Genomic DNA, 22602 nt, shown 5'->3' with positions numbered 1-22602 from the left:
GTCGGGTGCGACGGCCGCGTCTCCGCGAGCATCCTGAGCGCCCGCTCACGCATCTCCGGGGAATACTTCCTGTTCATCGTGTTCCATCCTTACTTGAAGAACGGAACGAAAGTCAGGCCGATTCAGTTGATCGAGCCCTGGAGGTGTGGACCTGCCTCGGGGGCACGTTGAGTTACTACGAAGAGTCGGCAGATGGGCAGGATGACCTGGAGGTCGTGAGTGAGATAGTCGCCCCGACTGAGGTCATCGAGACGTCGCCTGGCGCTCAGGTTTCGCCGTTGTCGCTGTCGGACCCCGACAACTATTGGTGCGAACAAGGTACAATCTGTACCTCAAGGCAGAGCAGCTATATCTCCAAGACGAAAGGAAACGTCGCCTGGGGCAATACGCAGGGCGTATCCGGCTCGTTTGACATCGTGATCTACAGCAACCTGAACGGTCGCTCATCGAGAGGACAGGTCAAAATCTTCCGCGATCTTGGCGCATCCTTGAAGTTCACCAATCTCGCAATCGAGTGCGTCCACGCAGGCAATGCTTTCGGGTGCGGATCGAAGTTCGCAGATAAGGAAGACGGCATCGTGAGCGTGAGCAGCTCTTGGCTCGGTCCGGTGGTGCAGGGCAACAAGCTGACGCAACAAGGGACGTACAACGACAAGGTGACGGGTCGAGTTACGCCGACTGGGGCTCCGGTTCTGCCGCTTCCCACGCTCTCAGGCCTCGCGTTCAAGTGCCCTTCCGGAACCGGAAACTGCACGTTCCCTTGAGCGGCAGTCGCTGGGAAGAGATGCCGAGCACCCCTCCCCGGAAGGGCGCTTCGGTGGTGCTTGGCCCACACCTGCGACACTCTCTGATCGCGTATCTCGCCGGTCCTAGGCATGTGCAGCGAGTACCCCGCCAGTTCGATGACGTCGTCGAAGCGGTCCACGGCCAACCGCCGGTCTCCCGGCGCCCGAGCGACACCGAGCGGGACGAGATCCAGGAACACCTGACGGAGTTCCTGGCAGACTTCGGTATTCCTGCACCCCCAGCGGCGGACGAATGGCGGCTGTACCTGCCACCCGAGGTGTCCGAGGGGGACCTCTGGTCAGCAGTCAACGGGCCGGAAGTCCGTCATGAGTCAGAAGCGAGCGCCCCAGAAGTCCTCGCGGATCTGCGCACCCAGCTTGAGCGGATCCTCGGGCCGTTGGACTGAGGGCTCTGTGCGCCCAGCTGGACACACAATCCCAGCTGGGCGCACGGCGCTTCAACCGGACCCTCGCCAGAGAGTGGCCCTACGCCCGGACCTGCCGGTCAGACGCCGCTCGCGCGGCGACCTATGACAACTGGCTGCATCACTACAATCACCATCGACCCCACACCGGGCTCGGAGGCTCAACCCCCGCCGAACGCGTTCACAACCTCACGAGGAAGAACACCTAGTCCCGCTCCCCCCGCGGGACGGGCACGGCACCTGTTGTGTCGCCATGCGGTGGGGAAGCGCGGTTACCACTCGACCGTCCAGTTCTGGCGAGCTAGATCGAGAACGAGATCCGGATCTTCGAGGTGGTCGACCGGTCTGCCGCGCGCAGGGTCGAGGAACGTCGTCGGCGTCATCATCCAGAGGGCAACGCTCTCGGATGTCTTGCCGCGCTGGTGGGCGAGTCGAAGAAGCGGCTGCACCCAGGGTTGGGAGCTGAACCCGGTTCGGTGGACACGGTGGTCATGACCCAGTTCCCCGGAACTTGAGCTGAGGAGTTGTGGCTAGTTGACGGTGTCTGGTTTCGAACTCTAGCGGGGTGTCCCAGCCGAGTGCGCCGTGGCGTCGCCGGCGGTTATGGAAGCCCTCGATGTACTCGAAGATCGCGTTGGCAAGCTCGACCCTGGTCACCCAGCGGCGTCGGTTCAATAGCTCGACTTGCATGCGCGCCCAGAACGACTCGACGACTGCGTTGTCGTAGGGGTCACCGACGGTTCCGAGCGACGGCAGCAGCCCGGCGTTCCTCGCGCGCGAGGTGAATGCCCACGAGGTGAATTGCGTGCCGTGATCCCCGTGGATGATCGTTCCCGGGGAGGGCCGACGTGAGTCGATCGCCATGCCGAGTGCGTTCGTGGCGAGTTCCGCGCGCTGTGTGGTGTCTATCGCCCATCCCACGACGCGACGGCTGAAAACGTCGAGGACGACGCAGCAGTACAGCTTTCCTTCCCGTGTCGGATGCTCTGTTATGTCGGTCACCCAGAGTCGGTCGGGCCCGTCTGCGTGGAAACGGCGACGGACCAGGTCCGTGACAGTCACCTGGTTGGGGACACGCTTGGACCGTCGTCGCAACGGGAGCCCGACAAGCCCGGATCGCCGCATCAACAGCCCGACGGTGTTCTGGCCGACGGTGACCTCGTGCGACCGCTGCAGCTCGGCGCGTACCCGCATCCGGCCGTAGGTGCCGTAGGACGCCTCGTGGATCTGTCCGATCAGGTCGGTCAGCCACGCGTGCCTGATCGATCTCGCCGACGGTGCCCGCGATTTCCACTCGTAGTATCCCGATGTGGAAACACCCAACGCGAGGCAGGCCTTCCGGACGCGGACTCCGTCAGCGTGGAGCTCGCCCACGAGACGGAACCGCTCTTTTGGGGGCACCACCTGCTCCACAGCTGCGGCCGCTCTACGGAGGATCTTGTTCTCTTCCTCCAACTCACGGATGCGCCTGTTCGCGGCAGTCAGCTCGGCCGACGGCGCTCGGCCGGTCACCGGTCTCAGACCTCGGTCGACGAGATCTTGCTGCTTCCATCGATACAGGCACGACTGCGCGATCCCGAGTGCCGCGGCAACGTCGACGACGGTGCGTCCCGACCTCACCAGCTCCAGCGCACGCTCGCGGAACTCGGACGGATACGGTCTTGGCATACGACCACTTCTCCTCTCAGAAGCAGCCACATCCTCTCAACCAATCGCTCCGGGGAACTGGGGCATGACCACTTACCTGGGATGGTCGTTGACACGTCACACCACACATCCCCGAGACGATCGCCTCCTGGGTGGGGCGACTGCTCGTACCTCTTGAGGAACTCGCGTCGCTGATCAGCGGTAGCCGACCGCGCTTCTAGATACTTCGCCACTGAGTCGTACGAGTGGGAGCCGAGTGGCGAATCGTCTTTGAGATCGATTGGCCCGGATGGGTTCAGTTTGGCCCGCTCACCGATCTCATCTGTTCGAGCGGCCAAGTGGCGTAGCACCGTATGTGGCGTCGCCACATTCTGGGTGAGACTTGCTAACACGCCGAGATCGTGAGATTCGGCCAGTGCCCCGTAGACGCTCTCGGGCAGATCTTCCCGCCCAGCCAGGTCCCATCTATCGTCTCGACTTCCGGACGCCACCCGCTCATGAAGCGACCGCTCAGACTCGCGCATGAAGCCTCACTCTAGGGGGGACGGGCACCGACCGGGTGCTCCCCGGCCGCGTCGCTGAGGCCCCCATCAACCCCTGCTCCGCCGGTTTCCCCTGAGCAGTATGACGACCCAGGTGGCCGCGGCCAGACATGTCGCCACGCCCAGCCAGCCACCCGGGGTGCCCCAAGACACGCGGGCGACGCCGAAGCCGCACGCGCCCGTGATCCCTGCCAGAACAGCAAGCGTCTTCCTTCAGTCGTCGATATCTCCTCTACTTCTGGCCAGCGCGGTAACGCAGGAAGACCACAAGAGTGGCCACCCCGATGGCTATGAGCACCGGGCCTGATACGAAGGTAAGAAACCAAGAGTCCCTGCCGGCGAAAAGGGCCCATCCTCCGGCAACGATAAACATCACGGCGATGACCGAGAACACCCAGAACACAAATGTGCGCGCCTTATCTTGAGTCACGCTCGCTCCCTATGAACAGGTGAAGCAATGGCTGCGGCCGCGGTGCCTCTCGAGAGATGTCGTCGCCAACCATCCCCGCGCGTACGTGCCGACACACTGCCCCCAACCGGTCGACGTTCCCCAATGAACGTCCCGTGTCAGCGGTCCAATCTGCATGACGCGTGCCTAAAAGCTAGCGCATAGCAATCGGCAAGGTGAACAATTTCGTGCGGTTGATGTGGTCACCACTCAGTAGTCCATGTTTCGGGGGCCAGAAGATCCCATCGTCCGCGTGATCGACCGACGGGTGCGGGTGGGAGCCGAGGAACGTAGTGGCCGCACCAGCCACGGGGGGGATGCTCTCCGGCGTAATTCCTGGGTTGCGAGCAATGCGGAGCGGTGGCCTTACCCGGTCCGCGAGACGACTCGCGTGCGGCCCGCGCGGACGATTGCGGCGAACGGATCATCACCCATGCGCCGCTCACGCCGCAGAAGCTGTCCACAGGCGCTCAGCGTCCGCAACCCCCCGCTGACGCAGAGGGCCGTGACGGCCGACGCCGACGTGGCTAGGCTCGACCCACGCCGCCGAGGGCGTTACCGGAAGGATCGCCGTGCCACGCTTCGACCTGCCCGAATCCGAGCTGCGGACCTACCGGCCCGAGGTCCGCGAACCCGCCGACTTCGACGCCTTCTGGGAGCGCACGCTGACCGAGGCGCGGGCGGTCGGCGACGCCGCCGTGCTCACCCCCGTGGCCACGCCGCTGCGGCACATCGAGGTGCACGACCTCGTCTTCCCCGGCTTCGGCGGCGACCCGATCCGCGCCTGGTACCTCCGCCCGGCGGGCGTCGCGGGACGCCTGCCCACGGTCGTCGAGTTCCTCGGCTACGGCGGCGGACGCGGCCTGCCGCACGAGCGCCTCGCGTGGGCGGCATCCGGTCGTGCGCACATCGTCATGGACACGCGCGGGCAGGGCGCCACATGGGGCGGCGGCGGGGACACGGCCGATCCGCACGGCACCGGTCCCAGCGTGCCGGGACTCATGACGCGGGGCATCGAGGATGCCGAGGACTACTACTACCGCCGGCTCATCACCGACGCCGTGCGTTGCGTGGACGCGGCGCTCGGCCTCGACGGCGTCGACCCGGACCGGGTCGCCATCACGGGCATCAGTCAGGGCGGCGGGCTCACCGTCGCGGTGAGCGGCCTGCACCCGCGGCTGGTCGCCGCGATGCCGGACGTGCCCTTCCTCTGCCACTTTGAGCGGGCGGTGGGGATGACTGACACGGACCCTTACGCCGAGATCGTGCGCTATCTCGCCGTACACCGCGGCACCGGTGATGCCGAGCGCGTGTTCGACACGCTCTCGTACGTCGACGGCGTCAACTTCGCGCGGCGGTCCTCCGTGCCGGCGCTGTACTCCACAGCGATCCTCGACGACACCTGCCCGCCATCGACGGTGTTCGCCGCCTTCAACCACCTCGCCACGGCAGACCGTCGCATCGACGTGTACGGCTTCAACCGGCACGAGGGCGGCGAGGTCTACCGGTTCCCCGAGCAGGCCGCCTTCCTCGCCGCCCTCGGCTGCTGACCGGCGCGGTCTCAGGCGCCGGTCTCAGGCTGAGGTGGCGGAGGACGGCCGGCTCTGCACCTCCGATTGATGCCTCAGGTCGGCGAGCGCCGGTGCGGCGGCGAGGGCGGGAGCCGGCTTTCGTTTCGCGGGCAGAAGAGCGGAGCGGGCGTGGGGCGCGGATCGTGCAGGGTCGCGAATCCCGGTGAGCAGACGCGAACGATGCCAGGCTGCGGGTGGCCACGCCGTAGGTCAGGAAGCCGACGTCGCGCGAGGCCAGGCCGCCCAGCCTTCGGGGAGGTCGCGGAGCACGCGTTTCGCGGCCCTGAGCCGTTCAGCGGGGAGGTCTTGGGTGCGGGATCGCCCGCTGCTCGCGCCGTCGGGATAGGTGAAAGCGAAGTCGACCCAGGGACGAAGTCCTCGTTCGACGGTCTCCCGGTAGTTGCCGCTGACTATGGCGAACACCTGTTGCTCGAGTTGGTCGGCCTCTGCCTGCCAGTTCGAGTCGCAGGCGTCGCAGCCGCAGACCGGGTAGTGGAAGTCGTGCAGCAAGCCCGCATGCATCATGACCCCCGGGTACGACGTGAAGACCAGCGTCAGAGCCGCGCACGCCGGATCGTTCGGCCGTATGCGCGCCGCGCGCACCACGTCGTGAAATGCCGGGCTCAGCAGATCCGCCGCTGTCTCAGCGCCCTCATCGATCTCGACGTCGTAGGTAGCCCGGAGATGCGCGATGAGCGCTTCAGCGACGAGGTGGAGGGGCGCGAAGCGCTCGGGATGCGTGTCCACCGAGTAGGTGTCCTCCGGGGGCGAACCGTCCCACCGATTCCCGTAGTCGATGACGTGCCCATCGGCGTCCCGGAACGTCCGCTCGTCGATGGCGGGGCGCACGTAGGAGCTCACCACGTCATCCTGTCGCACGGCGGGGTCCCGGTCGAGCTCCGCGTCCCACCGGCATCCGACGCCCGCGCCGTCCTGGTCCGTGACGGCGCGGGGCGTCGGATGCCGGTGGCAGACTGACCGCATGCTGCTCGCCGAGCTCGTCGACACCGCCGATGCCCTGACGGCCACGCGATCGCGGCGGACGAAAGTCGAGGCGCTCGCCACGCTGCTACGCCGGCTCGAGGCCGACGAACTCGCCCCGGCACTGGGGCTGCTGCTGGGCAAGCCCCGTCAGGGACGACTCGGCGTCGGGTGGCGCGGTCTCGCGTCGACGGCCGTCGCGCCGGCGGAAGAGCCCGCCCTGACGATCGCCGAGGTCGACACCGCGCTGGACCTGCTGGCGGCGGCATCCGGTCCCGGGTCGGCGGCGCGTCGCTCCGCCGCGCTCACCGGGATGCTCGGCCGCGCCACCGCGGGGGAGCAGGACTTCCTTCGCAGAGCGCTGTTGGGGGAGATGCGCACCGGCGCGCTCGAGGGAGTGGTCACCGATGCGATCGCCGCGGCCGCCGACCGACCGCTCACCGCGGTAAGGCGCGCGGCCATGCTCTCGGGCGACCTCGGTGAGACGGCTCGTATCGCGCTGCACGGCACCGAGGTCGACCTGGAGGAGACCGGCCTGGTCGTGGGGCGGGCCGTGCTCCCGATGCTCGCGAGCACAGCGAGCACCGTCGCGGAGGCGATCGCCACGGTGGGGGAGGCCTCCGTCGAGTACAAGCTCGATGGCGCGCGCATCCAGGTGCACCGCAGCGGCGACGACGTGCGCATCTTCACCCGCAACCTCGCCGACATCACTCACCGGCTGCCCGAGATCGCCGACATCGTGCGGGCCATGCCGGTGCACGACGTCGTGCTCGATGGTGAGACACTCGCCCTCGACGAAAACGAGGCGCCGCGCCCCTTCCAGGAGACGATGGCGCGGTTCGGCGCCGAGGCGGCGCGCGAGCTGGTGCTGCATCCCTGGTTCTTCGACGTGCTGCACCTGGACGGCCGGGATCTCATCGACGAGCCGCTGCGCGCCCGCAGGGCAGTGCTCGCGCAGATCGCGCCGGACCATCGCGTCCGCGGCGAGGTCACGTCCGATCCCGAGGTGGCCGAACGGGTGAGCCGTGAGGCGCTCGCCGCCGGCCATGAGGGCGTCGTCGTCAAGGCCATCGACTCGACCTATGCGGCGGGCCGCCGCGGGGCGAGCTGGATCAAGGTCAAGCCCGTTCACACCTTCGATCTCGTGGTGCTGGCCGTGGAGGCGGGATCGGGACGCCGCGCGGGCCTGCTCTCGAACATCCATCTCGGCGCGCTCGACCCCGTCGGCGAGTTCGGCGAACCCGGCGGCTTCGTCATGGTCGGCAAGACCTTCAAAGGGCTGACGGATGCCACGCTGCGCTGGCAGACCGCGCACTTCCCGACGATCGAAACCCATCGCACCCCCGGCACGGTGTGGGTCGAACCCGTCACCGTGGTCGAGATCGCGATCGACGGCGTGCAGCGCTCGCCCCGCTATCCCGGCGGGATCGCGCTGCGCTTCGCGCGCGTCAAGGCATACCGCGATGACAAGCGGCCCGAGGATGCCGACACGATCCAGGCGCTGCGCGGCCTGCTGCGGTAGCCGGGGGCGGGGTCGCGCGCGCCGCGGCGGGTGCTCCCGCAGGTCAGTCGCGGGACGGCAACTGCTGCAAGGTCCAGGTGTTCCCGTCCGGGTCGTCGAACGTCACGAACCGGCCCCACGCCTGCTCGTCGACCCCCTGCGCCGCGACGCCCGCGCGGCGCAGCTGGGCCAGCGCCTCATCGGCATCGGGCACGACGACCTGGATGGAATCCTGGCTGCCCGGCTGCATCCGAGAGCCCAGCCCGGTGCCGAACGCGATCGAGCACGCCGATCCGGGCGGAGTCAGCTGCACGAACCGCGGCCCCTCATACGGGACCTGGTCGTGATCGGCGTGGAAGCCGATCTTCACGTAGAAGTCCTTCGCCCGATCGACGTCCGTGACCGGCACGAAGATGAGCTCGATCCTCCAGTCCATGGCGTGCCCCTCGGCCTGGGATCCCGGCGGGATCGCTGTCCGGCGCACGCTACGCGCATATCCGGACAGATCATGTCCGGGGGAGCGGCCGGGTCTTGGGCCGCGGGCCGGCGTGTGCCACGCTCGGAGCAGCGACGATGCTCTGGAGGGAACGATGGAAGACGTTCTGCAACCGATCCCCGCTCAAGCGCTGCGCATCGGCAGCGGCCGCACGCGCCGGTTCGTCGGCCGCGAGCACGGTGCGGGCCTGTCGTACTTCTTCGTCGACAATGACCCCGGCCAGGGGCCGGAGTTGCACCGGCATCCGTACACCGAGACATGGATCGTGCTGGAGGGCGAGGCCGAGGTGACGATCGGCGATCGCGTCTTTCGGGCGACGGAGGGCGACACGGTGACCGCGCCGCTGTGGACCTGGCATCGCTTCGTCAACTCGGGCTCGTCGCGGCTGCGGATCGTGTGCATGCACGCGTCGCCGGTGATCATCCAGGAATGGTGGGATTCGCGCGGCACCCTCGACATCCCCTCGCTGACAGAGTGAAGGAGAGCACATGTCGTTCCAGGCGTACCTCGACGCTGTCGAGAAGAAGACCGGGCTCACCCCGCGCCAGTTGGTGGAGATCGCCGGGCAGCAGGGGTTCGATTCGTCGACCCCTGCCGGTGCGATCGTGCGGTGGCTCGCCGATGACTATGCACTCGGCCGCGGCCACGCCATGGCCATCGTCCATGTCATCACGAAGGGACCGCAGATCAGCGCGAAGCACGTCGGCAGCGGCGGCACGCACTCAGACCCCACCGACACGCTGTGGCTCGACGGGGCGGCGACGAACCCGCATCCCTGAGGCGGCGGATCAGAACCGCGCCGAGAACCCGCCGTCGGTGTGCAGCAGCTGACCGGTGACCCAGCGTCCCTCCGGCGAGAGCAGAAAGGCCACGACTCCGCCGATGTCGCGGGGCGTACCCATGCGCCCGAGCGGGTGCATACCGGTCAGGGTGGTACGCGTCTCGTCGTCCATCCAGCCGGTGTCGATCGGTCCGGGGTTGACGACGTTCGCTGAGATGCCACGGGGACCCAGCTCGCGTGCGGCGGACATGACGATGCGGTCCAGCGCCCCCTTGGAGACGCCGTAGGGGAGGTTGCCGGTGGTGTGGTCGCTCGTGAACGCGACGATCGCGCCGCCCGTCGGTGGCGCCTGCCGGGCGAATGCGGCGATCAGCAGCAGGCTTGCGCGGGCGTTGACCGCGATGTGGCGGTCGAAGCTCTCCGCGGTGGTGTCGAGGATGCCGGACTCGATGTCGTGCGCGTGGCTGAGGATGAGGGCGTCGATGGGTCCATGGTCGCCACGCACGGCTTCGATCACGGCAGCGGGGGAGGCGGGGTCAGACAGGTCCGCTGGGTAGTCCGCGGCGGTGAGGTCGCTCGTGACGACATGCCAGCCGTCGGCGACGAGGCGCGGTGCGACACCGGCGGCGATGCTGTTCGCGCGCGCGGCGCCGGTGAGGAGGGCGAGGGACATGGCTCGATGCTAGGGCCGCGGGGGCGTGGCCTTCGCGGCGCGCGCCGTTGTCAACGGACGAGGCGCGGCCGTCCTAGTCGCCTAGCCTGCCGGGCGCAAGACCTCCATGGCGCTTCGTCCGGTCACGTAGCATGGGGGCGTGACGGAGATGCAGACGATGGTTCGGACCGAAGTGCGGATCAACGGGGAGGGCTATCTTCTGGCGCAGGGTGCGGATCTCAACGAACTCCGACGTCAAATGGAGAGCGCCTCACGCGAAGGCGGCCGGTTTGTGGACTTCACTGTGGTGGGCAACCGTTCGGTTGCGGTGCTCGTCTCACCCCGCACCGAGGTCGTCATCGCCGAGGAGACGGTGCAGTTCGACGCTCGTGACACGGGGGACGACGAAGACCCGTTCGGTGGGTTCTTCGACTTGTGAGTGCGGGCCGCCTTCGCAGCGGCTCACCAGGACACGGACAGAGCTCGTGCGCCGCCGCGCACAGGACGGTAGGACCCGATGGGCAAGTTCACCTACAACTCGCAGACCAGCGCGACCTTCGATGATCGCCTGCTCGCCCATCTGCAGGTGGTGATCGGCGCGAAGCTCCGTCGCTCCGAAGGGTTCTTCTTCACCTGGCGGGAGGACTCGAGCCTGGGGGGTGGCCGTACCGCCCTGTGGATCCACCCGGGGGCATCGTTGACGTTCAAGTTCAGCGGCAGCCGCGAGCCCCGCATCAACCGGGCCTGGATCGACGCGCTCGCCGCGACGGCGAACTCGCCGCGTGGCCTCTATGCCGTTCCCGAGCCACAGCTGTCAGAGAGCGACGTCGAGCGGGTCCTGCTGGGTTGACCCGGGCCGGCGGGCTGGTGGATCCGTCGCAGCGCGCCGCGCGACAGGGCGCGTCCCCGGGCCTGCTCCGTGTCAAGTCGTTGCATCCGCCGGTCGCCGTGCGCTCTGATGGACCGCATGGATGACGATCGCAGCCTGCCGCCGATCACCCCTGGCCCGGAGCCCGACACGACCGATGCCGCCGAGCCCGACGACGTCGACGCGCGGCTGGATGCCGAAGACGCGCCGCCCATGGTGGACGGCGACGGCGAGGTGGTCACGGACTGAGGGCCGTGGTGCGCGAGAGCCCTCCCTCCGGCTCGATAGCATCGAGTGTCGGTCCGAGCGGAGGAGGAGTCGCGATGAGCGTCGAGCGACCACCGTTCAGCCCCGTCATCGCGCTGCTGACCGTCTCTGCGCTGTGGGATGCCCGGCTGGGGGCTGCGCTGAAGTCCATCGGGCTGACGACCCGGAAGTACGCGCTCCTCGCCCACGTCGGCGCGGAGCCGGGCATCTCGTTCAGCGAACTCGCCCGCCGCAGCCAGATCACCGTGCAGACGGCGCACACCGCCGTGCGCGCCCTCGCCGACGACGGCATGGTGACCGACGCGATGGCGCACGCCGGTTCGGCGTCGGACCTGCGGGTGACGCCCAAGGGCCGACGGGCGCTCGACGCGGCAGTCGCGCTGCTGGCGTCACTGGATGCCACATTCACCGCATCCCTGCCCACGCTCGCGACCGCTCTGGAAGGGCTGCACGAGCGGCCCGACGGTGACGATCCGGAACATTCCTTCAGATAGACTGAAGGAATGTTCCGTACTCCGCGCAGGCTCTTCCGCACGTTCGCGTTCGCCGAGGCCGTCTCGTGGACGCTGCTGATCGCCGGACTCATCCTGCGCGCCACGATGGACCTGGACATCGCCGCCACGATCGGCGGCAGCATCCATGGATTCGTCTTCATCTCGTACGGGGCGACGGCGATTCTGGTGTCCAAGAACAACCGGTGGAAGCCCGGACCGACGGCGGTCGCCGTGATTTCCGCCGTGATCCCGTATGCGACGATCCCGGTCGAGATGTGGCTGGACCGCCGCGGCCGACTGAACGGCGAGTGGCGGCTGGAGGAGACCGGCGACCCCCGCGAACGCGCCTGGCACGATCGGCTGCTGCGCGCCCTGCTGCGCCGGCCACTGCTGTTCGGGTTGGCGCTGCTGGCCGCGGTGATCGTGGTGTTCACCGTGCTGCTCATCATCGGCCCTCCCGGCGGACGCCACTGATCCACGCCGCCGGGCGGATGCCAGGATGGGTGGCGTGTCGACGCCGATCCTCCGCCCCCTCGCCCGCTGGGCGCTGGCGGCGCTCCTCGCCGCAGCGGGCCTGGCCCACCTGTTCTGGCTGCGCCGCGGGTTCCGCATCGCCGTGCCGCCGTGGGCGACCCGGCTGCTGCACACCGACAAGGACATGATCGTGGTGTCGTCGGGGGCCGCCGAGCTGGTGTTGAGCGCCGGGGTGGTGGCGCTGCCGCACGAGCGGCGCCGGGTCGGCATGGCGGTGGCGGCGTTCTTCGTCGCGGTGTTCCCCGGCAACGTGCACCAGTGGCGCACCGGCACTCCGGCGCCGGGCCTGCGCACCGACCGCGTCCGCCTGCTGCGGCTGTTCCTGCAGCCGCTGCTGGTCGCCTGGTCGCTATGGGCCACCGCGCCCGAAAGGAGCCGCTGACATGCTGTCGATCGGCATCGCCGCCGCCGCGGGACCGCAGGTCGCCGCGGCCCTCGCGCCCGTGCTCGAAGAGAACGGCTTCCATGCGCTCTGGGTGAACGACACTCCCGGCGTCGACGCGCTGCCGGTGCTCGCCGCGGCTGCCGCGGCATCCGAGCGACTCGTGCTGTCGACCGGCGTGCTGCCGATCGACAGACGTGACCCCGACGACATCGTCGACGCAATGGAGCGGCTCGGTCTGCCGCAGCACCGGCTCACCCTCGGCATCGGGTCGGGCGGCTTGCGTGCGGGCGCCCTGGCGCGCGTCGGCGACGCGGCGGCGGCCCTGCGTGAGCGCACCACCGCGCGGGTCGTGGTGGGCGCGCTCGGACCTCGCATGCGCCGGCAGGCCGCGGAGCAGGCGGACGGGGTGCTGCTGAGCTGGCTCGACCCCGCGACGGCCGCCGTGCAGGCGGTCGAAGCGCATGCGGCGGCCGGCTCGAGCACGGTCGCCTTGTATGTGCGCACCGCGGTCGATGCAGCCGCCGACCCCGCCCTGCGCGCCGAGACCGCCCGCTACGCCGGCTATCCCGCGTACGCCGCCCACTTCGCGCGGCTGGGACTCGACCCCGCGCGCACCGTCATCCACAGTTCGGCCGACCTGGGCGCGGCGGTTGCCGCCTATGAAGCGGCCGTCGACGAAGTGGTGCTGCGCGCCATCACGGCGGGAGACGCAGCCGCCGACTACGTGTCGTTCGCCACCGTCATCGCCCGCAGGCGCGCCGGTCGTTGAGCGCCCCGGGTCGTTGAGCGAGCGGAGCGCCCCGGGCCGTTGAGCGAGCGGAGCGCCCCGGGCCGTTGAGCGAGCGGAGCGAGACGAAACGGGGTTCCCCGCGCGGTTGCGGCGTTTCGTCTCGGGCGCTGCGCGTCCTCGCTCAACGACCGGTGGGGTGGGTGCGGGCCGTTGAGCGAGCGGAGCGAGACGAAACGGGGTTCCCTGCGCGGTTGCGGCGTTTCGTCTCGGGCGCTGCGCGTCCTCGCTCAACGACCGGTGGGGTGGGTGCGGGTCGTTGAGCGAGCGGAGCGAGACGAAACGAGGTTCCCTGCGCGGTTGCGGCGTTTCGTCTCGGGCGCTGCGCGTCCTCGCTCGACGACCGGGTGGTTGGGGCGTTTCGTCTCGGGCGCTGCGCGTCCTCGCTCGACGACCGGGTGGTTGGGGCGTTTCGTCTCGGGCGCTGCGCGTCCTCGCTCGACGACCGGGACGGCGAAACATGAGGCAACGGAATTATTGTGCGGCCCCTGCGTTTGGTTACCTGTCATGGTGAGCACCGAAACGATCACAACAGCGTCCGACAGCTACGCAGAATGGGCGCGCGCGCGCCGCGAGACCGTCACGGGTGCGCAGGGCGCGCTCTCGCTCGTGCTCACGCACTGGTCGCCTCCCGGTGAGCCCGCGGTCGATGAGGCCGTCGCCCGCGAGGGCCACCCGGCTACGGCGCTGTTCACCCGGCTGCAGCGCACCGACATCGACACCGGACTGCCGCAGGAGGGCTACCGCATCTGGCGGCAGGACTCGCCGGCGCAGCAGGCCTTCGAAGACATCGACCGGTACCCGTACGACCCGGCCTGGGTCCTCGAGGGACGCTTCGAGCTCGTCGACGAGCAGCGGGTCGTGCCGTTCGAGCACATCAAGGATGCCGGTGCCACGCGCGGCCTTCCCGTCTCGGGCGACCTGGTGTTCACCGTCGACGGCACGGAGTACCGGCTGAACGCGTTCGACACCGTCTACGGCGGCACCGCCAAGCTGCAGCTGGTGTTCGGCGACCGCACCAACGGCGTCGAGACGTACGGCGCCGGCCGCTTCCTCTTCCTCGACCGGCCGGCCGAGTCCCGCGACCTGCGCCCCGGCGACAGCGTCGCCCTGACGGTCGACTTCAACCGCGCCACCGTGCCGCCCTGCGGGTTCTCCAACCAGATGAACTGTCCGCTGCCGCCGGCGCAGAACCGGCTGCCGTTCGCGCTGCGCGCGGGCGAGAGGCGCGTGCGCTTCGCCGACGGCTTCACCCTCTGACGTCCTCCCTTCCCCTTCCCCTTCCCCTTCCGCTCACCGACACCCGGCGCCCGCGCCGACCGCGTTCCCCCCACAGCAAAGGACCCGACGTGACTTCACGCCGTCTCACCCGCCTCCTCACCGCGTCCGCCGCGGCATCCGCCGGTCTGCTCGTCCTCTCGGGCTGCGCCGCGGGCGACACCTCGACGTCGGGCTCGGGCGCGCCCGACCCCGCCGCCGAGATCGTCATCGGCTCGCAGAACGAGCCGACCAACCTGGACCAGATCTTCGGTGGCTCCTCCGGCGTCACCGAGGTGTTCACGGGCAACGTCTACGAGGGCCTGTTCCGCATCACCGACGACGCCGAGGTCGAGCCGCTGCTGGCGACCGAGACCGAGGTCTCCGACGACGGCCTCGTCTACACCTTCACCCTCGCCGACGCCGCGTTCCACTCCGGCGACCCGCTGACGGCCGACGATGTGAAGTACAGCCTCGAGCGCTTCGTGGGGGAGGACTCCATCGCCGCGCGCAAGCGCCAGCTGAGCGTGATCGACAGCGTCGACGTCGTCGACGACAACACCGTCGCCGTCACGCTGACGCAGCCGTCGATCAGTTTCACCTACAACCTCGGCTACGTCTGGATCGTCAACGACGAGGCCGGTGAGCTCACCACCAGCGCCGACGGCACCGGCCCCTACGCCCTCGCCGACTACCGCAAGGGCGACTCCATCACCCTCGAGGTGAACGAGGACTACTGGGGCGACGCCCCGGCCAACGGCGGGGTGGTCTACCAGTACTACGCCGACCCCACCGCGTTGAACAACGCGCTGCTGACCGGCGCCGTCGACCTCGTCACGAGCCAGTCCAACCCCGACAGCCTCACCGAGTTCGAGGCGGCCGGCTTCCAGATCATCGAGGGCACCTCCACCACCAAGGAGCTGCTGGCGTTCAACGACCGCATCGAGCCGTTCAGCAACGTCAACGTGCGCAAGGCGGTGTACTCCGCGATCGACCGCGAGAAGCTGCTCGACGCCATCTGGGACGGCCGCGGCGAACTGATCGGCTCGATGGTGCCCCCGTCGGAGCCCTGGTACCTCGACCTCGCCGACAACAACCCGTACGACCCCGAGCTGTCGGCGCAGCTGCTCGCCGACGCGGGCTACGCCGACGGGTTCGCCTTCACCATCGACACCCCGGACTCGGGCGTGCACTCGACCGTGGCGGAGTTCCTCAAGTCGGAGCTGGCGAAGGTCGGCATCACCGTCGACATCAACATCATCACCGACGACGAGTGGTACCAGAAGGTCTACACCGACAAGAACTTCGAGGCCACGCTGCAGGGTCACGTCAACGACCGCGACATCAACTTCTACGGCAACCCCGACTTCTACTGGGGCTACGACAACGCCGACGTGCAGACCTGGCTGGCCGCGTCCGAGGCGGCATCCAGCGTCGAGGAGCAGACCGAGCTCATCGCGCAGGCGAACCAGCAGATCTCCGATGACGCCGCCAGCATCTGGCTGTACCTGAACCCGCAGCTGCGCATCGCAGCGGAGGGCGTGACGGGCGTGCCGCAGAATGGACTGAACTCCCTCTTCTACGTGTACGACATCACTAAGGCATAGCGCGATCGCCCGGTATCTGCTTCGACGGACAGGATTGCTGCTGCTGGCGTTCGCGCTGGCGGTGACGATCCTGTTCGTCGTGCTCCGGGTGCTGGGCAACCCCGTGTTCGCGTTGATCTCGGTCGGCGCGACGGATGCCGAGATCGCCGCGGCCGCCACCCGGCTCGGGGTGGACCGCCCGATCTGGGAGCAGTTCCTGTCGTACCTCGGCCAGCTGCTGTCCTTCGATCTCGGGCAGTCGTTCACCAACCACCTCGACGTCGGCGACGAGATCGTGCGGCGGCTCAACGTCACCCTGCCGCTGACGCTGCTGTCGTTCCTGCTGTCGGTGCTCATCGCCGTGCCCGTGGGCTTCTTCGCCGCCTGGAAGTCGCGCACCTGGTACGGCACCGCGTTCTCGGCGGTGTCGCAGCTGGGCGGCGCGATCCCGGTGTTCTGGGTGGGGATCCTGCTCGTGGCGGTGCTGTCGCTGGGATGGCGGATGTTCCCCGCCGGCGGCTTCCCCCGCACCGACTGGGAGGACCCCGGCGCCGCGCTGTACGCGCTGACACTTCCGGTGATCACGATCGCGATCGTCGCCGGCAGCGACCTCGCGCGGTACGTGCGCAGCGCCACGCTCGACATCCTCGGGCAGCAGTACCTGCGCGCCGCCCGCGCCACGGGCCAGAGCTTCGCCACGGCGCTCTGGCGCCACGGCGTGCGCAACGGCGTCGTGCCGCTCATCTCGATCCTCGCGATCCAGCTGTCGACGACCTTCGTCGGCGCCGTCATCATCGAGCGCGTCTTCGCGCTGCCGGGCCTGGGTGACATGCTGCTCGTGGGCATCAAGGAGCAGGACTTCCCGAGCGTGCAGGGCGTGCTGCTCTTCTCCACCGCCCTGGTGCTGCTGCTCGGATTCCTCGCCGACGTGCTGCAGCGCCTCATCGACCCGCGGCTGCGCGATTCGCTGTCGGGCAACCGTCGGGTGAAGGCGGCCGCATGACGACCACGATCCTCCCCACCCCGGACGCACCGCCGATCGCGCCGACCGTGCGGCGCCGCACCCGACGCTCGATCAACCTGGCCGTCGGCGGCATCCTGTTCGGGCTCATCGCCGTCATCGGACTGGTGTCGGTGTTCTGGACCCCCTTCGCCTACGACGACACCGGTGGCGGTCGCCTGCAGCCGCCGTCGGCGGAGCACTGGGCCGGCACCGACCGGCTCGGCCGCGACCTGTTCACGCAGCTCATGATCGGCGCGCGCCTGGCCCTCGCCGTCGGCTTCGGGTCGGTGATCATCGCCGCCCTCCTCGGCATCGCCCTGGGGCTGGCCGCCGCCGCCGCCCGCCGCTGGGTCGACGACGCGATCTCGAGCCTGCTCGACATCGCGATCGCCTTCCCGACGCTGCTGCTGGCGATGCTCATCGTCGCGTGGCGCGGTGCCTCGCTGGACTCGGCCATCCTCGCCATCGGACTGGCGGGAGCGGCCGTGATCGCCCGGCTCACCCGCATCACCGCGACCCGCGTGATGGCGATGGACTTCGTCACCGCGGCACGCACCTCCGGCACCGGCACCCTCGGCATCCTGCGCCTGCACGTGCTGCGCAACGTCTGGCCCACGCTCATCGTGCCGCTGGCCCTGCAGTTCGGCGGCGCGGTGGGCGCGGAGGCGTCGCTGTCGTACCTCGGGCTCGGGTCGCCGCCGCCGAACGCGTCGTGGGGCCGCATGCTGCAGGAGGCGCAGAGCACGGTGCTCGTCGCGCCGACCGCCGCGATCCTCCCCGGCATCCTGCTGGTGGCCCTCATCATCGGTGTGAACCTGCTGGCCGACGGCTTGCGCGACATCGCCGATCCGACCTCCCGGAGCATCCGATGACCCCGTTGCTGGCGATCGAGGGCCTCGGTGTGCGCCTCGAGGGACCGCAACTGGTCGACCTCGTGCACGCGGTGGACGTGGCACTGGAACCGGGGGAGCGGCTCGGGATCATCGGCGAATCGGGGTCGGGCAAGTCCCTGACGGCGCTGGCGGCGCTCGGGCTTCTCGCGCACCCGCTGGCCGCCCGCGGATCGGTGCGCGTGGACACCGGCCACGACGTCGTCGAGGTCGTCGGCACCGCATCGCGGCGGCTCGATCGCGTGCGCGGCACGACGATGAGCGCGGTCTTCCAGGAGCCGCTGGCGTCGCTGGACCCCCTCATGCGGGTGGGCAAGCAGATCGCGTGGCCGTTGGCTCATCATCGCGGGCTGCATGGCGAGGCGCTGCGACGAGCGGTCCTCGACGCCCTGGCCGACGTGCAGCTGGCCGAACCGGAGCGCATCGCCCGGTCGTACATCCACGAGATCTCGGGTGGGCAGCGCCAGCGCGTCGCGATCGCCCTGGCGCTGGCCGCGGGCCCCCGGCTGCTCATCGCCGACGAGCCGACGACCGCCCTCGACGTCACGGTGCAAGCCGGCATCCTCGAGCTGCTGCAGCGGGAGGTCACCGACCGCGGGATGACGCTGCTGTTCATCAGCCACGACCTGCCGGTGGTGTCGACCATCGCCGACCGTGTGCTGGTGATGCGCAACGGACGCCAGGTGGAGCTGGGCGACACCGCGCAGATCCTCACCGCGCCCCGTGACCCCTACACGGCCCAGCTCGTCGCGGCATCCCGGCGGCTCGACGAGTTCCTGCCCCGCGTCGGAGGTCGCGCATGACCGGGGTGACGCCGCTGCTGGCGGCTGAGGGGATCGACTTCGCCTACGGGCGCGGGCGACCGGTGCTGCGCGACGTGTCGCTGTCGCTCGCGCCGGGCGAGAGCCTGGGGCTCGTCGGCGAGTCCGGGGCGGGCAAGACCTCGCTGCTGCGGCTGCTGCTGGGCCTGCAGTCGCCCACCGGCGGGCGCGTGCTCTTCGACGGCACCCCGCTGGACCGCCGGTCGGGCGCGGAGATGCGGCGGTTCCGCCGCGCGGTGCAGCCGGTGTACCAGGATCCGTTCTCGTCGTTGGATCCCCGCATGACGGTCGGGGAGTCCATCGCCGAGCCGCTGCGGTCGCTGCGCGTCACGACCGACCGTGCGGGCCGCGCGGCGCGGGTGGCGGAGCTGCTCGCGGCGGTCGATCTGCCGGCGGATGCCGCGACGCGCTACCCCGACGCCTTCTCCGGCGGACAGCGGCAGCGCATCGCGATCGCCCGCGCGCTGGCGCCCCGGCCACGGCTGATCCTTGCGGACGAACCGGTGAGCGCCTTGGACACCTCGGTGCGCATGCACGTGATCGAGCTGTTCCAGCGGCTGTCCCGCGAGCAGGGGATCGGCATGCTGCTCGTCTCGCACGACCTCACGATCGTGTCGGCGCTGTGCGCACGCATGGCGGTGCTGGAGTCCGGGCGCATCGTGGAGGAGGGGCCGACCGCCCGCCTGCTCTCGGAGCCCGAGCACCCCTACACGCGCCGCCTGCTGGCCTCGGTGCCGCGCCTGCCGCGACCCGCGGGTCGTTGAGCGAGCGGAGCGGAGTCGAAACGCGGTTGGGGCGTTTCGTCTCGGGCGCTGCGCGCCCTCGCTCAACGACCGGGGTGGGCGCTGCGCGGTCGTTGAGCGAGCGGAGGGAGACGGAACGGGGTTAGGGCGTTTCGTCTCGGGCGCTGCGCGCCCTCGCTCAACGACCGGGGTGGGCGCTGTGCGCCCTCGCTCAACGACCGGGGTGGGCGCTGCGCGCCCTCGCTCGACGACCGGGGTCAGCGGCGGGTGGAGACCGTGACGGTGAATTTCGCGTTGCGGGCCACCTGCCGGGTCGGGCCCACCAGCCGCTCCAGCGCGGGGCGATAGCGCAGCGCCGAGTTCCACACGCACCACAGCTCTCCGCCGGGCTTCAGCACGCGTGCGGCGTCGTCGAACAGCCGGGGCGCCAGCGCATCGGTGACGGCCGCGCCGCTGTGGAACGGGGGGTTCAAGGCGATGAACCCGGCGACGCCATCGGGGAGCGCCGACAGGGCGTCGTCCTGCTCCACCCGCACCCGCCCGCCCACGGCGTTCGCCTCCGCGGTCGCGCGCGCCGAGGCCACCGCGGCGGCCGAGGCGTCGCTGGCGTAGACCCGCAGGTGCGGATGCCGCATCGCGAGGGCGGCGGCGATCACGCCGGTGCCGCAGGCGAGGTCGACGACGAGGTCGCCGGGAGCCCCCGACGGCAGCTCGTCGGGAAGGTGCTCCAGCAGCAGTCGCGTGCCGATGTCGATGCGGGGGCCGGCGAACACCCCGCCGAACGCGCACACGGTCATACCGTCGTGCCGCTCGTGGGCGGGCTGCGGGTCGGCGCCCTCACGCGGTTCGCGGGCGATCAGCACCCGCGCCTTCTGCCGTGCGTGGGTCACGTCCAAGCGCGAGAAATGACGACGCAGCACGTCGTTCATCGCGGGGGTCATGTGCTTTATGCGTCCCCCGGCATATACCTCGACGCGGGGATGCGCGTGCGCGGCGATGAGCCCGGCGATGTCGTCGAGCGCCGCGAGCGAACGCGGCAGTCGCATCAGCACGATCCGCGCGTCGGCGACCAGCGGCGCGGTCAGTGGCAACGATCGCACGCGGTCGCCGAGGGCGAACGTGTGGGCGTTGGCGGCCAGGGCCCGCTCCCCGGTGATCGCATCCTGATGCACGCGGATGTCCCCGGCCCCGGCATCCGCCGCCCCCAGCGCAAGAGCACCGTACGCATCGCCGATCACCACGAGCTCGCCGTCGTGAGCCGCCGCCCGCGCGGAGGCGGACTCGTCCAGCAGCAGACGGTCGGCGGCGTCGACGGCCCGCAGGTCGGCCGCTTCGACGTCCGGCCAGCGTCGCAGCGCGTTCAGATCGATCATGCCGACTCCGCGTAACGCAGGCGTGCGTCGTCGGGGGCGCATTCGTCGCCGATGCGGATGCCCGGTGCGAGCGCGCCCGCCTCCCGCAGCTCTCGCAACCGGGTGACGGCGCGGTCGCGCAGCGCCCACGGGTCGATCGTGTTGACGTAGATCTTCGTGCCGCCTTCGAAGCCGGCCGGGGTGGAGATGCGCCACTTCAGCACGACGCGCCACGGCATGGGCCAGGACGCCCCGGGTGGCCGGTAGTGCCACTCCTCGTTGGTCGGCACCTGGTGCCCCGTCGCGGCGTGCAGGGCGTGGAGCAGGTCCGAGACCGCCCGCACCTCGGACGCGCTGTGCTCGGCGGGCAGGTTCGCCGACGACGTCGAATACACCTCGAACGCGGGGTAGCGGTGGCCGACACCCGCGAACGCCACCGCACCGTCGGTCGCCGCCACCACGAGGCCCTCGCGCACCGACATGTCGGCGATGGCGTGCTGGTACAGCTCGTGATCGGATGCCAGCATGCGCAGCTCCCGGTCGATCTGCGGCCCCGCTTCGTCCACGGCGACGAGCTGCTTGTGCAGGTGGTCGAAGGAGGCTCCCGCAGGGCGCAGCCAGTTCTGGAACACCGAGATGTATGCCGCGTGCGGCTGCGCCGCCGCGATCTCCGCCAGCGAGCGCACCGTGAAGGCGATGTACGCAGCATGCTCGTCGGGGGTCAGTCGCCCGGACGAGCACAGGTCGTCGTCGGTGCGCGCGCCCTCGACGACGTGGCGGCGCGCCACGATCACGTCGTGCGATCCACCGACGAGGTCGAGGGCCGCCTCCTCCAGGCTCTGCGTCTCCCCGGAGGCCTGAGCCCGGATGGCGGCGAGAGCGCGGATGTGCTCGTGCCCCACCGGGTCGGCGAGGTACCGCTCGGCCCACTGCACGACCTCGGACGGCTGGCGGAACCCATGGTTCTCACGCCAGTACTCCGCCGAGACGATCTCGAACAGATTGCCGAACCGCCGGAAGCGCGCGGTCGTATCGGAGAGCTGTGCTGCGGGCACCCGGCGGATCTCGGCGAAGTCCGGCCCGACCAGGCGCGCCTTCTCCGGCGTGGTCTCGAGGTAGCGGCCCTCGCAGAACGCGCACAGCCGGCGTTCCTCTCCCGGGGCGAGCACGGCGACGTCGTGCCGCGGAGTGAACAGCGGTCGCCCGGCGCGGCCGGGCACCGTCCACACCCGGGTCCCGGTGAGGGGGCCCAGCTGTTTCACCGTCCCGTCGGGCACCCGCTGCAGCGGCGGGAGCTGCCTGGCGTCGCTCACCCTTCCACCCTACCCACGGGCGGTGTCAAGACGTCGACGGCCCGCCCGGGGGTCGGCTTGACTGGCGCGATGAAGAACGTCGCGCGCTGGCTGCTGGCCGGCTCCATGCTGTTCGCGGGCCTCAGCCACCTGTTCTGGGGGAGGCGCGAGTTCCAGGCGCAGGTGCCGGACTGGACCACCGAGGTGGTGCCGATCGACAAGGACGGCGTGGTCGTGGCATCCGGGGTCGTGGAGGCCGCGTTCGGCGTGGCACTCGTGGCGCTGCCGAAGGAGCGCCGGCGCATCGGCGCGGCGCTGGCGGCGTTCTTCGTGGCCGTGTTCCCCGGCAACATCGCGCAGTACACCGAGCGCCGCGACGGTTTCGGACTCGACACCGATCAGAAGCGCCTGACGCGCCTGTTCTTCCAGCCGCTGCTGGTGGCGTGGGCGCTGTGGTCGACGTCTCCGTCGCCGCGCCGCGCGCGACGCTGAGC

At 69.8% G+C, this 22602-nt stretch carries 27 protein-coding genes and 1 pseudogene; 21 read left to right on the top strand and 7 right to left on the bottom strand.

All coding sequences use genetic code 11. The features are described 5' to 3' along the window. The 3 genes and pseudogenes from NQ165_RS04570 to NQ165_RS04560 all read left to right on the top strand — a co-directional run. Positions 1-764: hypothetical protein (locus NQ165_RS04570; RefSeq protein ID WP_257531695.1), on the top strand; the 764-nt coding region annotated here is incomplete at its 5' end. Between the two features lie 53 nt (positions 765-817). Beyond that, a complete protein-coding gene (locus NQ165_RS04565; protein ID WP_257531693.1) occupies positions 818-1192 on the top strand; it encodes a DUF5956 family protein in 375 nt (124 codons plus the stop codon). Positions 1193-1239: 47 nt separating this feature from the next. Beyond that, positions 1240-1419: pseudogene (locus tag NQ165_RS04560) on the top strand (integrase core domain-containing protein); the annotation flags it as partial. 280 nt (positions 1420-1699) lie between these two features. Here the strand turns inward: NQ165_RS04560 and NQ165_RS04555 are convergent. Then, positions 1700-2878: an IS3 family transposase gene (locus tag NQ165_RS04555; RefSeq protein WP_257531691.1), complete on the bottom strand. Its 1179-nt coding sequence runs from the start codon at positions 2876-2878 to the stop codon at positions 1700-1702. Positions 2879-3631: 753 nt separating this feature from the next. Next, entirely contained in the window at positions 3632-3829 is a 198-nt protein-coding gene (locus tag NQ165_RS04550; RefSeq protein WP_257531689.1) for a hypothetical protein, read from the bottom strand. 590 nt (positions 3830-4419) lie between these two features. Here NQ165_RS04550 and NQ165_RS04545 point away from each other — a divergent pair. After that, positions 4420-5397: an acetylxylan esterase gene (locus NQ165_RS04545; protein ID WP_257531687.1), complete on the top strand. Its 978-nt coding sequence runs from the start codon at positions 4420-4422 to the stop codon at positions 5395-5397. A gap of 231 nt (positions 5398-5628) precedes the next feature. Here the strand turns inward: NQ165_RS04545 and NQ165_RS04540 are convergent, their stop codons facing one another. Further along, a complete protein-coding gene (locus NQ165_RS04540; RefSeq protein ID WP_257531684.1) occupies positions 5629-6267 on the bottom strand; it encodes a DUF6226 family protein in 639 nt (212 codons plus the stop codon). A gap of 133 nt (positions 6268-6400) precedes the next feature. Between NQ165_RS04540 and NQ165_RS04535 the strand changes: the two genes are divergently transcribed. Next, positions 6401-7921: an ATP-dependent DNA ligase gene (locus tag NQ165_RS04535; protein ID WP_257531682.1), complete on the top strand. Its 1521-nt coding sequence runs from the start codon at positions 6401-6403 to the stop codon at positions 7919-7921. Positions 7922-7964: 43 nt separating this feature from the next. On the opposite strand, the gene NQ165_RS04530 is transcribed toward NQ165_RS04535, so the two are convergent. Next, a complete protein-coding gene (locus NQ165_RS04530; protein ID WP_257531680.1) occupies positions 7965-8336 on the bottom strand; it encodes a VOC family protein in 372 nt (123 codons plus the stop codon). 154 nt (positions 8337-8490) lie between these two features. Between NQ165_RS04530 and NQ165_RS04525 the strand changes: the two genes are divergently transcribed. Both NQ165_RS04525 and NQ165_RS04520 read left to right on the top strand, forming a co-directional pair. Next, positions 8491-8874 carry a cupin domain-containing protein gene (locus NQ165_RS04525; RefSeq protein ID WP_257531678.1) on the top strand — a complete coding sequence of 128 codons (384 nt, stop codon included), beginning with the start codon at positions 8491-8493 and terminating at the stop codon, positions 8872-8874. A 10-nt stretch (positions 8875-8884) separates the two neighbouring features. After that, complete coding sequence (locus NQ165_RS04520; RefSeq protein ID WP_257531676.1) at positions 8885-9175, top strand: DUF4287 domain-containing protein; 291 nt, start codon at positions 8885-8887, stop codon at positions 9173-9175. A gap of 9 nt (positions 9176-9184) precedes the next feature. Here NQ165_RS04520 and NQ165_RS04515 read toward each other — a convergent pair whose 3' ends face one another. Next, positions 9185-9850, bottom strand: a complete 666-nt coding sequence (locus NQ165_RS04515) for an SDR family oxidoreductase (RefSeq protein ID WP_257531674.1) — start codon at positions 9848-9850, stop codon at positions 9185-9187. 148 nt (positions 9851-9998) lie between these two features. Here NQ165_RS04515 and NQ165_RS04510 point away from each other — a divergent pair, with 148 nt between their 5' ends. From NQ165_RS04510 to NQ165_RS04450, 13 genes are all read left to right on the top strand, one after another. After that, a complete protein-coding gene (locus tag NQ165_RS04510; RefSeq protein WP_257531788.1) occupies positions 9999-10268 on the top strand; it encodes a hypothetical protein in 270 nt (89 codons plus the stop codon). 78 nt (positions 10269-10346) lie between these two features. Further along, positions 10347-10679, top strand: coding sequence for an ATP-dependent DNA ligase (locus NQ165_RS04505; protein WP_257531672.1), 333 nt, complete (start codon positions 10347-10349; stop codon positions 10677-10679). 117 nt (positions 10680-10796) lie between these two features. Next, positions 10797-10946, top strand: a complete 150-nt coding sequence (locus tag NQ165_RS04500; RefSeq protein ID WP_257531670.1) for a hypothetical protein — start codon at positions 10797-10799, stop codon at positions 10944-10946. Between the two features lie 74 nt (positions 10947-11020). Then, positions 11021-11458, top strand: coding sequence for a MarR family winged helix-turn-helix transcriptional regulator (locus NQ165_RS04495; protein WP_257531667.1), 438 nt, complete (start codon positions 11021-11023; stop codon positions 11456-11458). Between the two features lie 9 nt (positions 11459-11467). After that, positions 11468-11932: a DUF3817 domain-containing protein gene (locus NQ165_RS04490; RefSeq protein WP_257531665.1), complete on the top strand. Its 465-nt coding sequence runs from the start codon at positions 11468-11470 to the stop codon at positions 11930-11932. Positions 11933-11966: 34 nt separating this feature from the next. Next, the gene (locus NQ165_RS04485) at positions 11967-12374 is read left to right on the top strand and encodes a hypothetical protein (protein ID WP_257531663.1); all 408 of its coding nucleotides are present in this window, start codon (positions 11967-11969) and stop codon (positions 12372-12374) included. A gap of 1 nt (position 12375) precedes the next feature. Further along, entirely contained in the window at positions 12376-13146 is a 771-nt protein-coding gene (locus NQ165_RS04480) for an LLM class flavin-dependent oxidoreductase (protein WP_257531661.1), read from the top strand. 525 nt (positions 13147-13671) lie between these two features. Further along, positions 13672-14424 (top strand): DUF1684 domain-containing protein, encoded by a 753-nt coding sequence (locus tag NQ165_RS04475; protein WP_257531659.1) that lies wholly within the window; start codon positions 13672-13674, stop codon positions 14422-14424. Positions 14425-14513: 89 nt separating this feature from the next. Continuing rightward, a complete protein-coding gene (locus NQ165_RS04470; protein ID WP_257531656.1) occupies positions 14514-16028 on the top strand; it encodes an ABC transporter substrate-binding protein in 1515 nt (504 codons plus the stop codon). Positions 16029-16062: 34 nt separating this feature from the next. Beyond that, the gene (locus NQ165_RS04465) at positions 16063-17010 is read left to right on the top strand and encodes an ABC transporter permease (RefSeq protein WP_306816371.1); all 948 of its coding nucleotides are present in this window, start codon (positions 16063-16065) and stop codon (positions 17008-17010) included. Further along, entirely contained in the window at positions 17007-17882 is an 876-nt protein-coding gene (locus NQ165_RS04460; RefSeq protein ID WP_257531654.1) for an ABC transporter permease, read from the top strand. Before NQ165_RS04465 ends, NQ165_RS04460 begins: the two co-directional genes overlap by 4 nt. Continuing rightward, a complete protein-coding gene (locus NQ165_RS04455) occupies positions 17879-18703 on the top strand; it encodes an ABC transporter ATP-binding protein (protein WP_257531651.1) in 825 nt (274 codons plus the stop codon). Before NQ165_RS04460 ends, NQ165_RS04455 begins: the two co-directional genes overlap by 4 nt. Next, positions 18700-19485 carry an ABC transporter ATP-binding protein gene (locus tag NQ165_RS04450; protein WP_257531649.1) on the top strand — a complete coding sequence of 262 codons (786 nt, stop codon included), beginning with the start codon at positions 18700-18702 and terminating at the stop codon, positions 19483-19485. Before NQ165_RS04455 ends, NQ165_RS04450 begins: the two co-directional genes overlap by 4 nt. Positions 19486-19721: 236 nt before the next feature. Here the strand turns inward: NQ165_RS04450 and NQ165_RS04445 are convergent, their stop codons facing one another. Together NQ165_RS04445 and NQ165_RS04440 are read right to left on the bottom strand one after the other, a co-directional pair. Next, complete coding sequence (locus NQ165_RS04445; protein WP_257531647.1) at positions 19722-20837, bottom strand: methyltransferase; 1116 nt, start codon at positions 20835-20837, stop codon at positions 19722-19724. Further along, positions 20834-22129: a DUF4921 family protein gene (locus tag NQ165_RS04440; protein WP_257531645.1), complete on the bottom strand. Its 1296-nt coding sequence runs from the start codon at positions 22127-22129 to the stop codon at positions 20834-20836. The genes NQ165_RS04445 and NQ165_RS04440 overlap by 4 nt, the downstream gene beginning before the upstream one ends. Before the next feature lie 69 nt (positions 22130-22198). Between NQ165_RS04440 and NQ165_RS04435 the strand changes: the two genes are divergently transcribed. Further along, positions 22199-22600 carry a hypothetical protein gene (locus NQ165_RS04435; RefSeq protein WP_257531643.1) on the top strand — a complete coding sequence of 134 codons (402 nt, stop codon included), beginning with the start codon at positions 22199-22201 and terminating at the stop codon, positions 22598-22600. Positions 22601-22602: the final 2 nt, after the last annotated feature.

This window comes from Microbacterium sp. zg.Y1084 (genome assembly GCF_024623595.1).
GTDB lineage: Bacteria > Actinomycetota > Actinomycetes > Actinomycetales > Microbacteriaceae > Microbacterium > Microbacterium wangruii.
Note: the sequence above shows the minus strand (reverse complement) of the source record. Positions and strands in the feature narration are given on the sequence as shown.

Excerpts from the sequence above, each read along its gene's own strand:
- NQ165_RS04525 (WP_257531678.1), top strand. The coding sequence starts at position 8,491 with ATGGAAGACGTTCTGCAACCGATCCCCGCTCAAGCGCTGCGCATCGGC.
- NQ165_RS04535 (WP_257531682.1), top strand. The coding sequence starts at position 6,401 with ATGCTGCTCGCCGAGCTCGTCGACACCGCCGATGCCCTGACGGCCACG.
- NQ165_RS04490 (WP_257531665.1), top strand. The coding sequence starts at position 11,468 with ATGTTCCGTACTCCGCGCAGGCTCTTCCGCACGTTCGCGTTCGCCGAG.
- NQ165_RS04515 (WP_257531674.1), bottom strand. The coding sequence starts at position 9,850 with ATGTCCCTCGCCCTCCTCACCGGCGCCGCGCGCGCGAACAGCATCGCC.
- NQ165_RS04455 (WP_257531651.1), top strand. The coding sequence starts at position 17,879 with ATGACCCCGTTGCTGGCGATCGAGGGCCTCGGTGTGCGCCTCGAGGGA.
- NQ165_RS04435 (WP_257531643.1), top strand. The coding sequence starts at position 22,199 with ATGAAGAACGTCGCGCGCTGGCTGCTGGCCGGCTCCATGCTGTTCGCG.
- NQ165_RS04520 (WP_257531676.1), top strand. The coding sequence starts at position 8,885 with ATGTCGTTCCAGGCGTACCTCGACGCTGTCGAGAAGAAGACCGGGCTC.
- NQ165_RS04450 (WP_257531649.1), top strand. The coding sequence starts at position 18,700 with ATGACCGGGGTGACGCCGCTGCTGGCGGCTGAGGGGATCGACTTCGCC.
- NQ165_RS04530 (WP_257531680.1), bottom strand. The coding sequence starts at position 8,336 with ATGGACTGGAGGATCGAGCTCATCTTCGTGCCGGTCACGGACGTCGAT.
- NQ165_RS04555 (WP_257531691.1), bottom strand. The coding sequence starts at position 2,878 with ATGCCAAGACCGTATCCGTCCGAGTTCCGCGAGCGTGCGCTGGAGCTG.
- NQ165_RS04460 (WP_257531654.1), top strand. The coding sequence starts at position 17,007 with ATGACGACCACGATCCTCCCCACCCCGGACGCACCGCCGATCGCGCCG.
- NQ165_RS04500 (WP_257531670.1), top strand. The coding sequence starts at position 10,797 with ATGGATGACGATCGCAGCCTGCCGCCGATCACCCCTGGCCCGGAGCCC.
- NQ165_RS04510 (WP_257531788.1), top strand. The coding sequence starts at position 9,999 with ATGCAGACGATGGTTCGGACCGAAGTGCGGATCAACGGGGAGGGCTAT.
- NQ165_RS04475 (WP_257531659.1), top strand. The coding sequence starts at position 13,672 with ATGGTGAGCACCGAAACGATCACAACAGCGTCCGACAGCTACGCAGAA.
- NQ165_RS04445 (WP_257531647.1), bottom strand. The coding sequence starts at position 20,837 with ATGATCGATCTGAACGCGCTGCGACGCTGGCCGGACGTCGAAGCGGCC.
- NQ165_RS04495 (WP_257531667.1), top strand. The coding sequence starts at position 11,021 with ATGAGCGTCGAGCGACCACCGTTCAGCCCCGTCATCGCGCTGCTGACC.
- NQ165_RS04480 (WP_257531661.1), top strand. The coding sequence starts at position 12,376 with ATGCTGTCGATCGGCATCGCCGCCGCCGCGGGACCGCAGGTCGCCGCG.
- NQ165_RS04505 (WP_257531672.1), top strand. The coding sequence starts at position 10,347 with ATGGGCAAGTTCACCTACAACTCGCAGACCAGCGCGACCTTCGATGAT.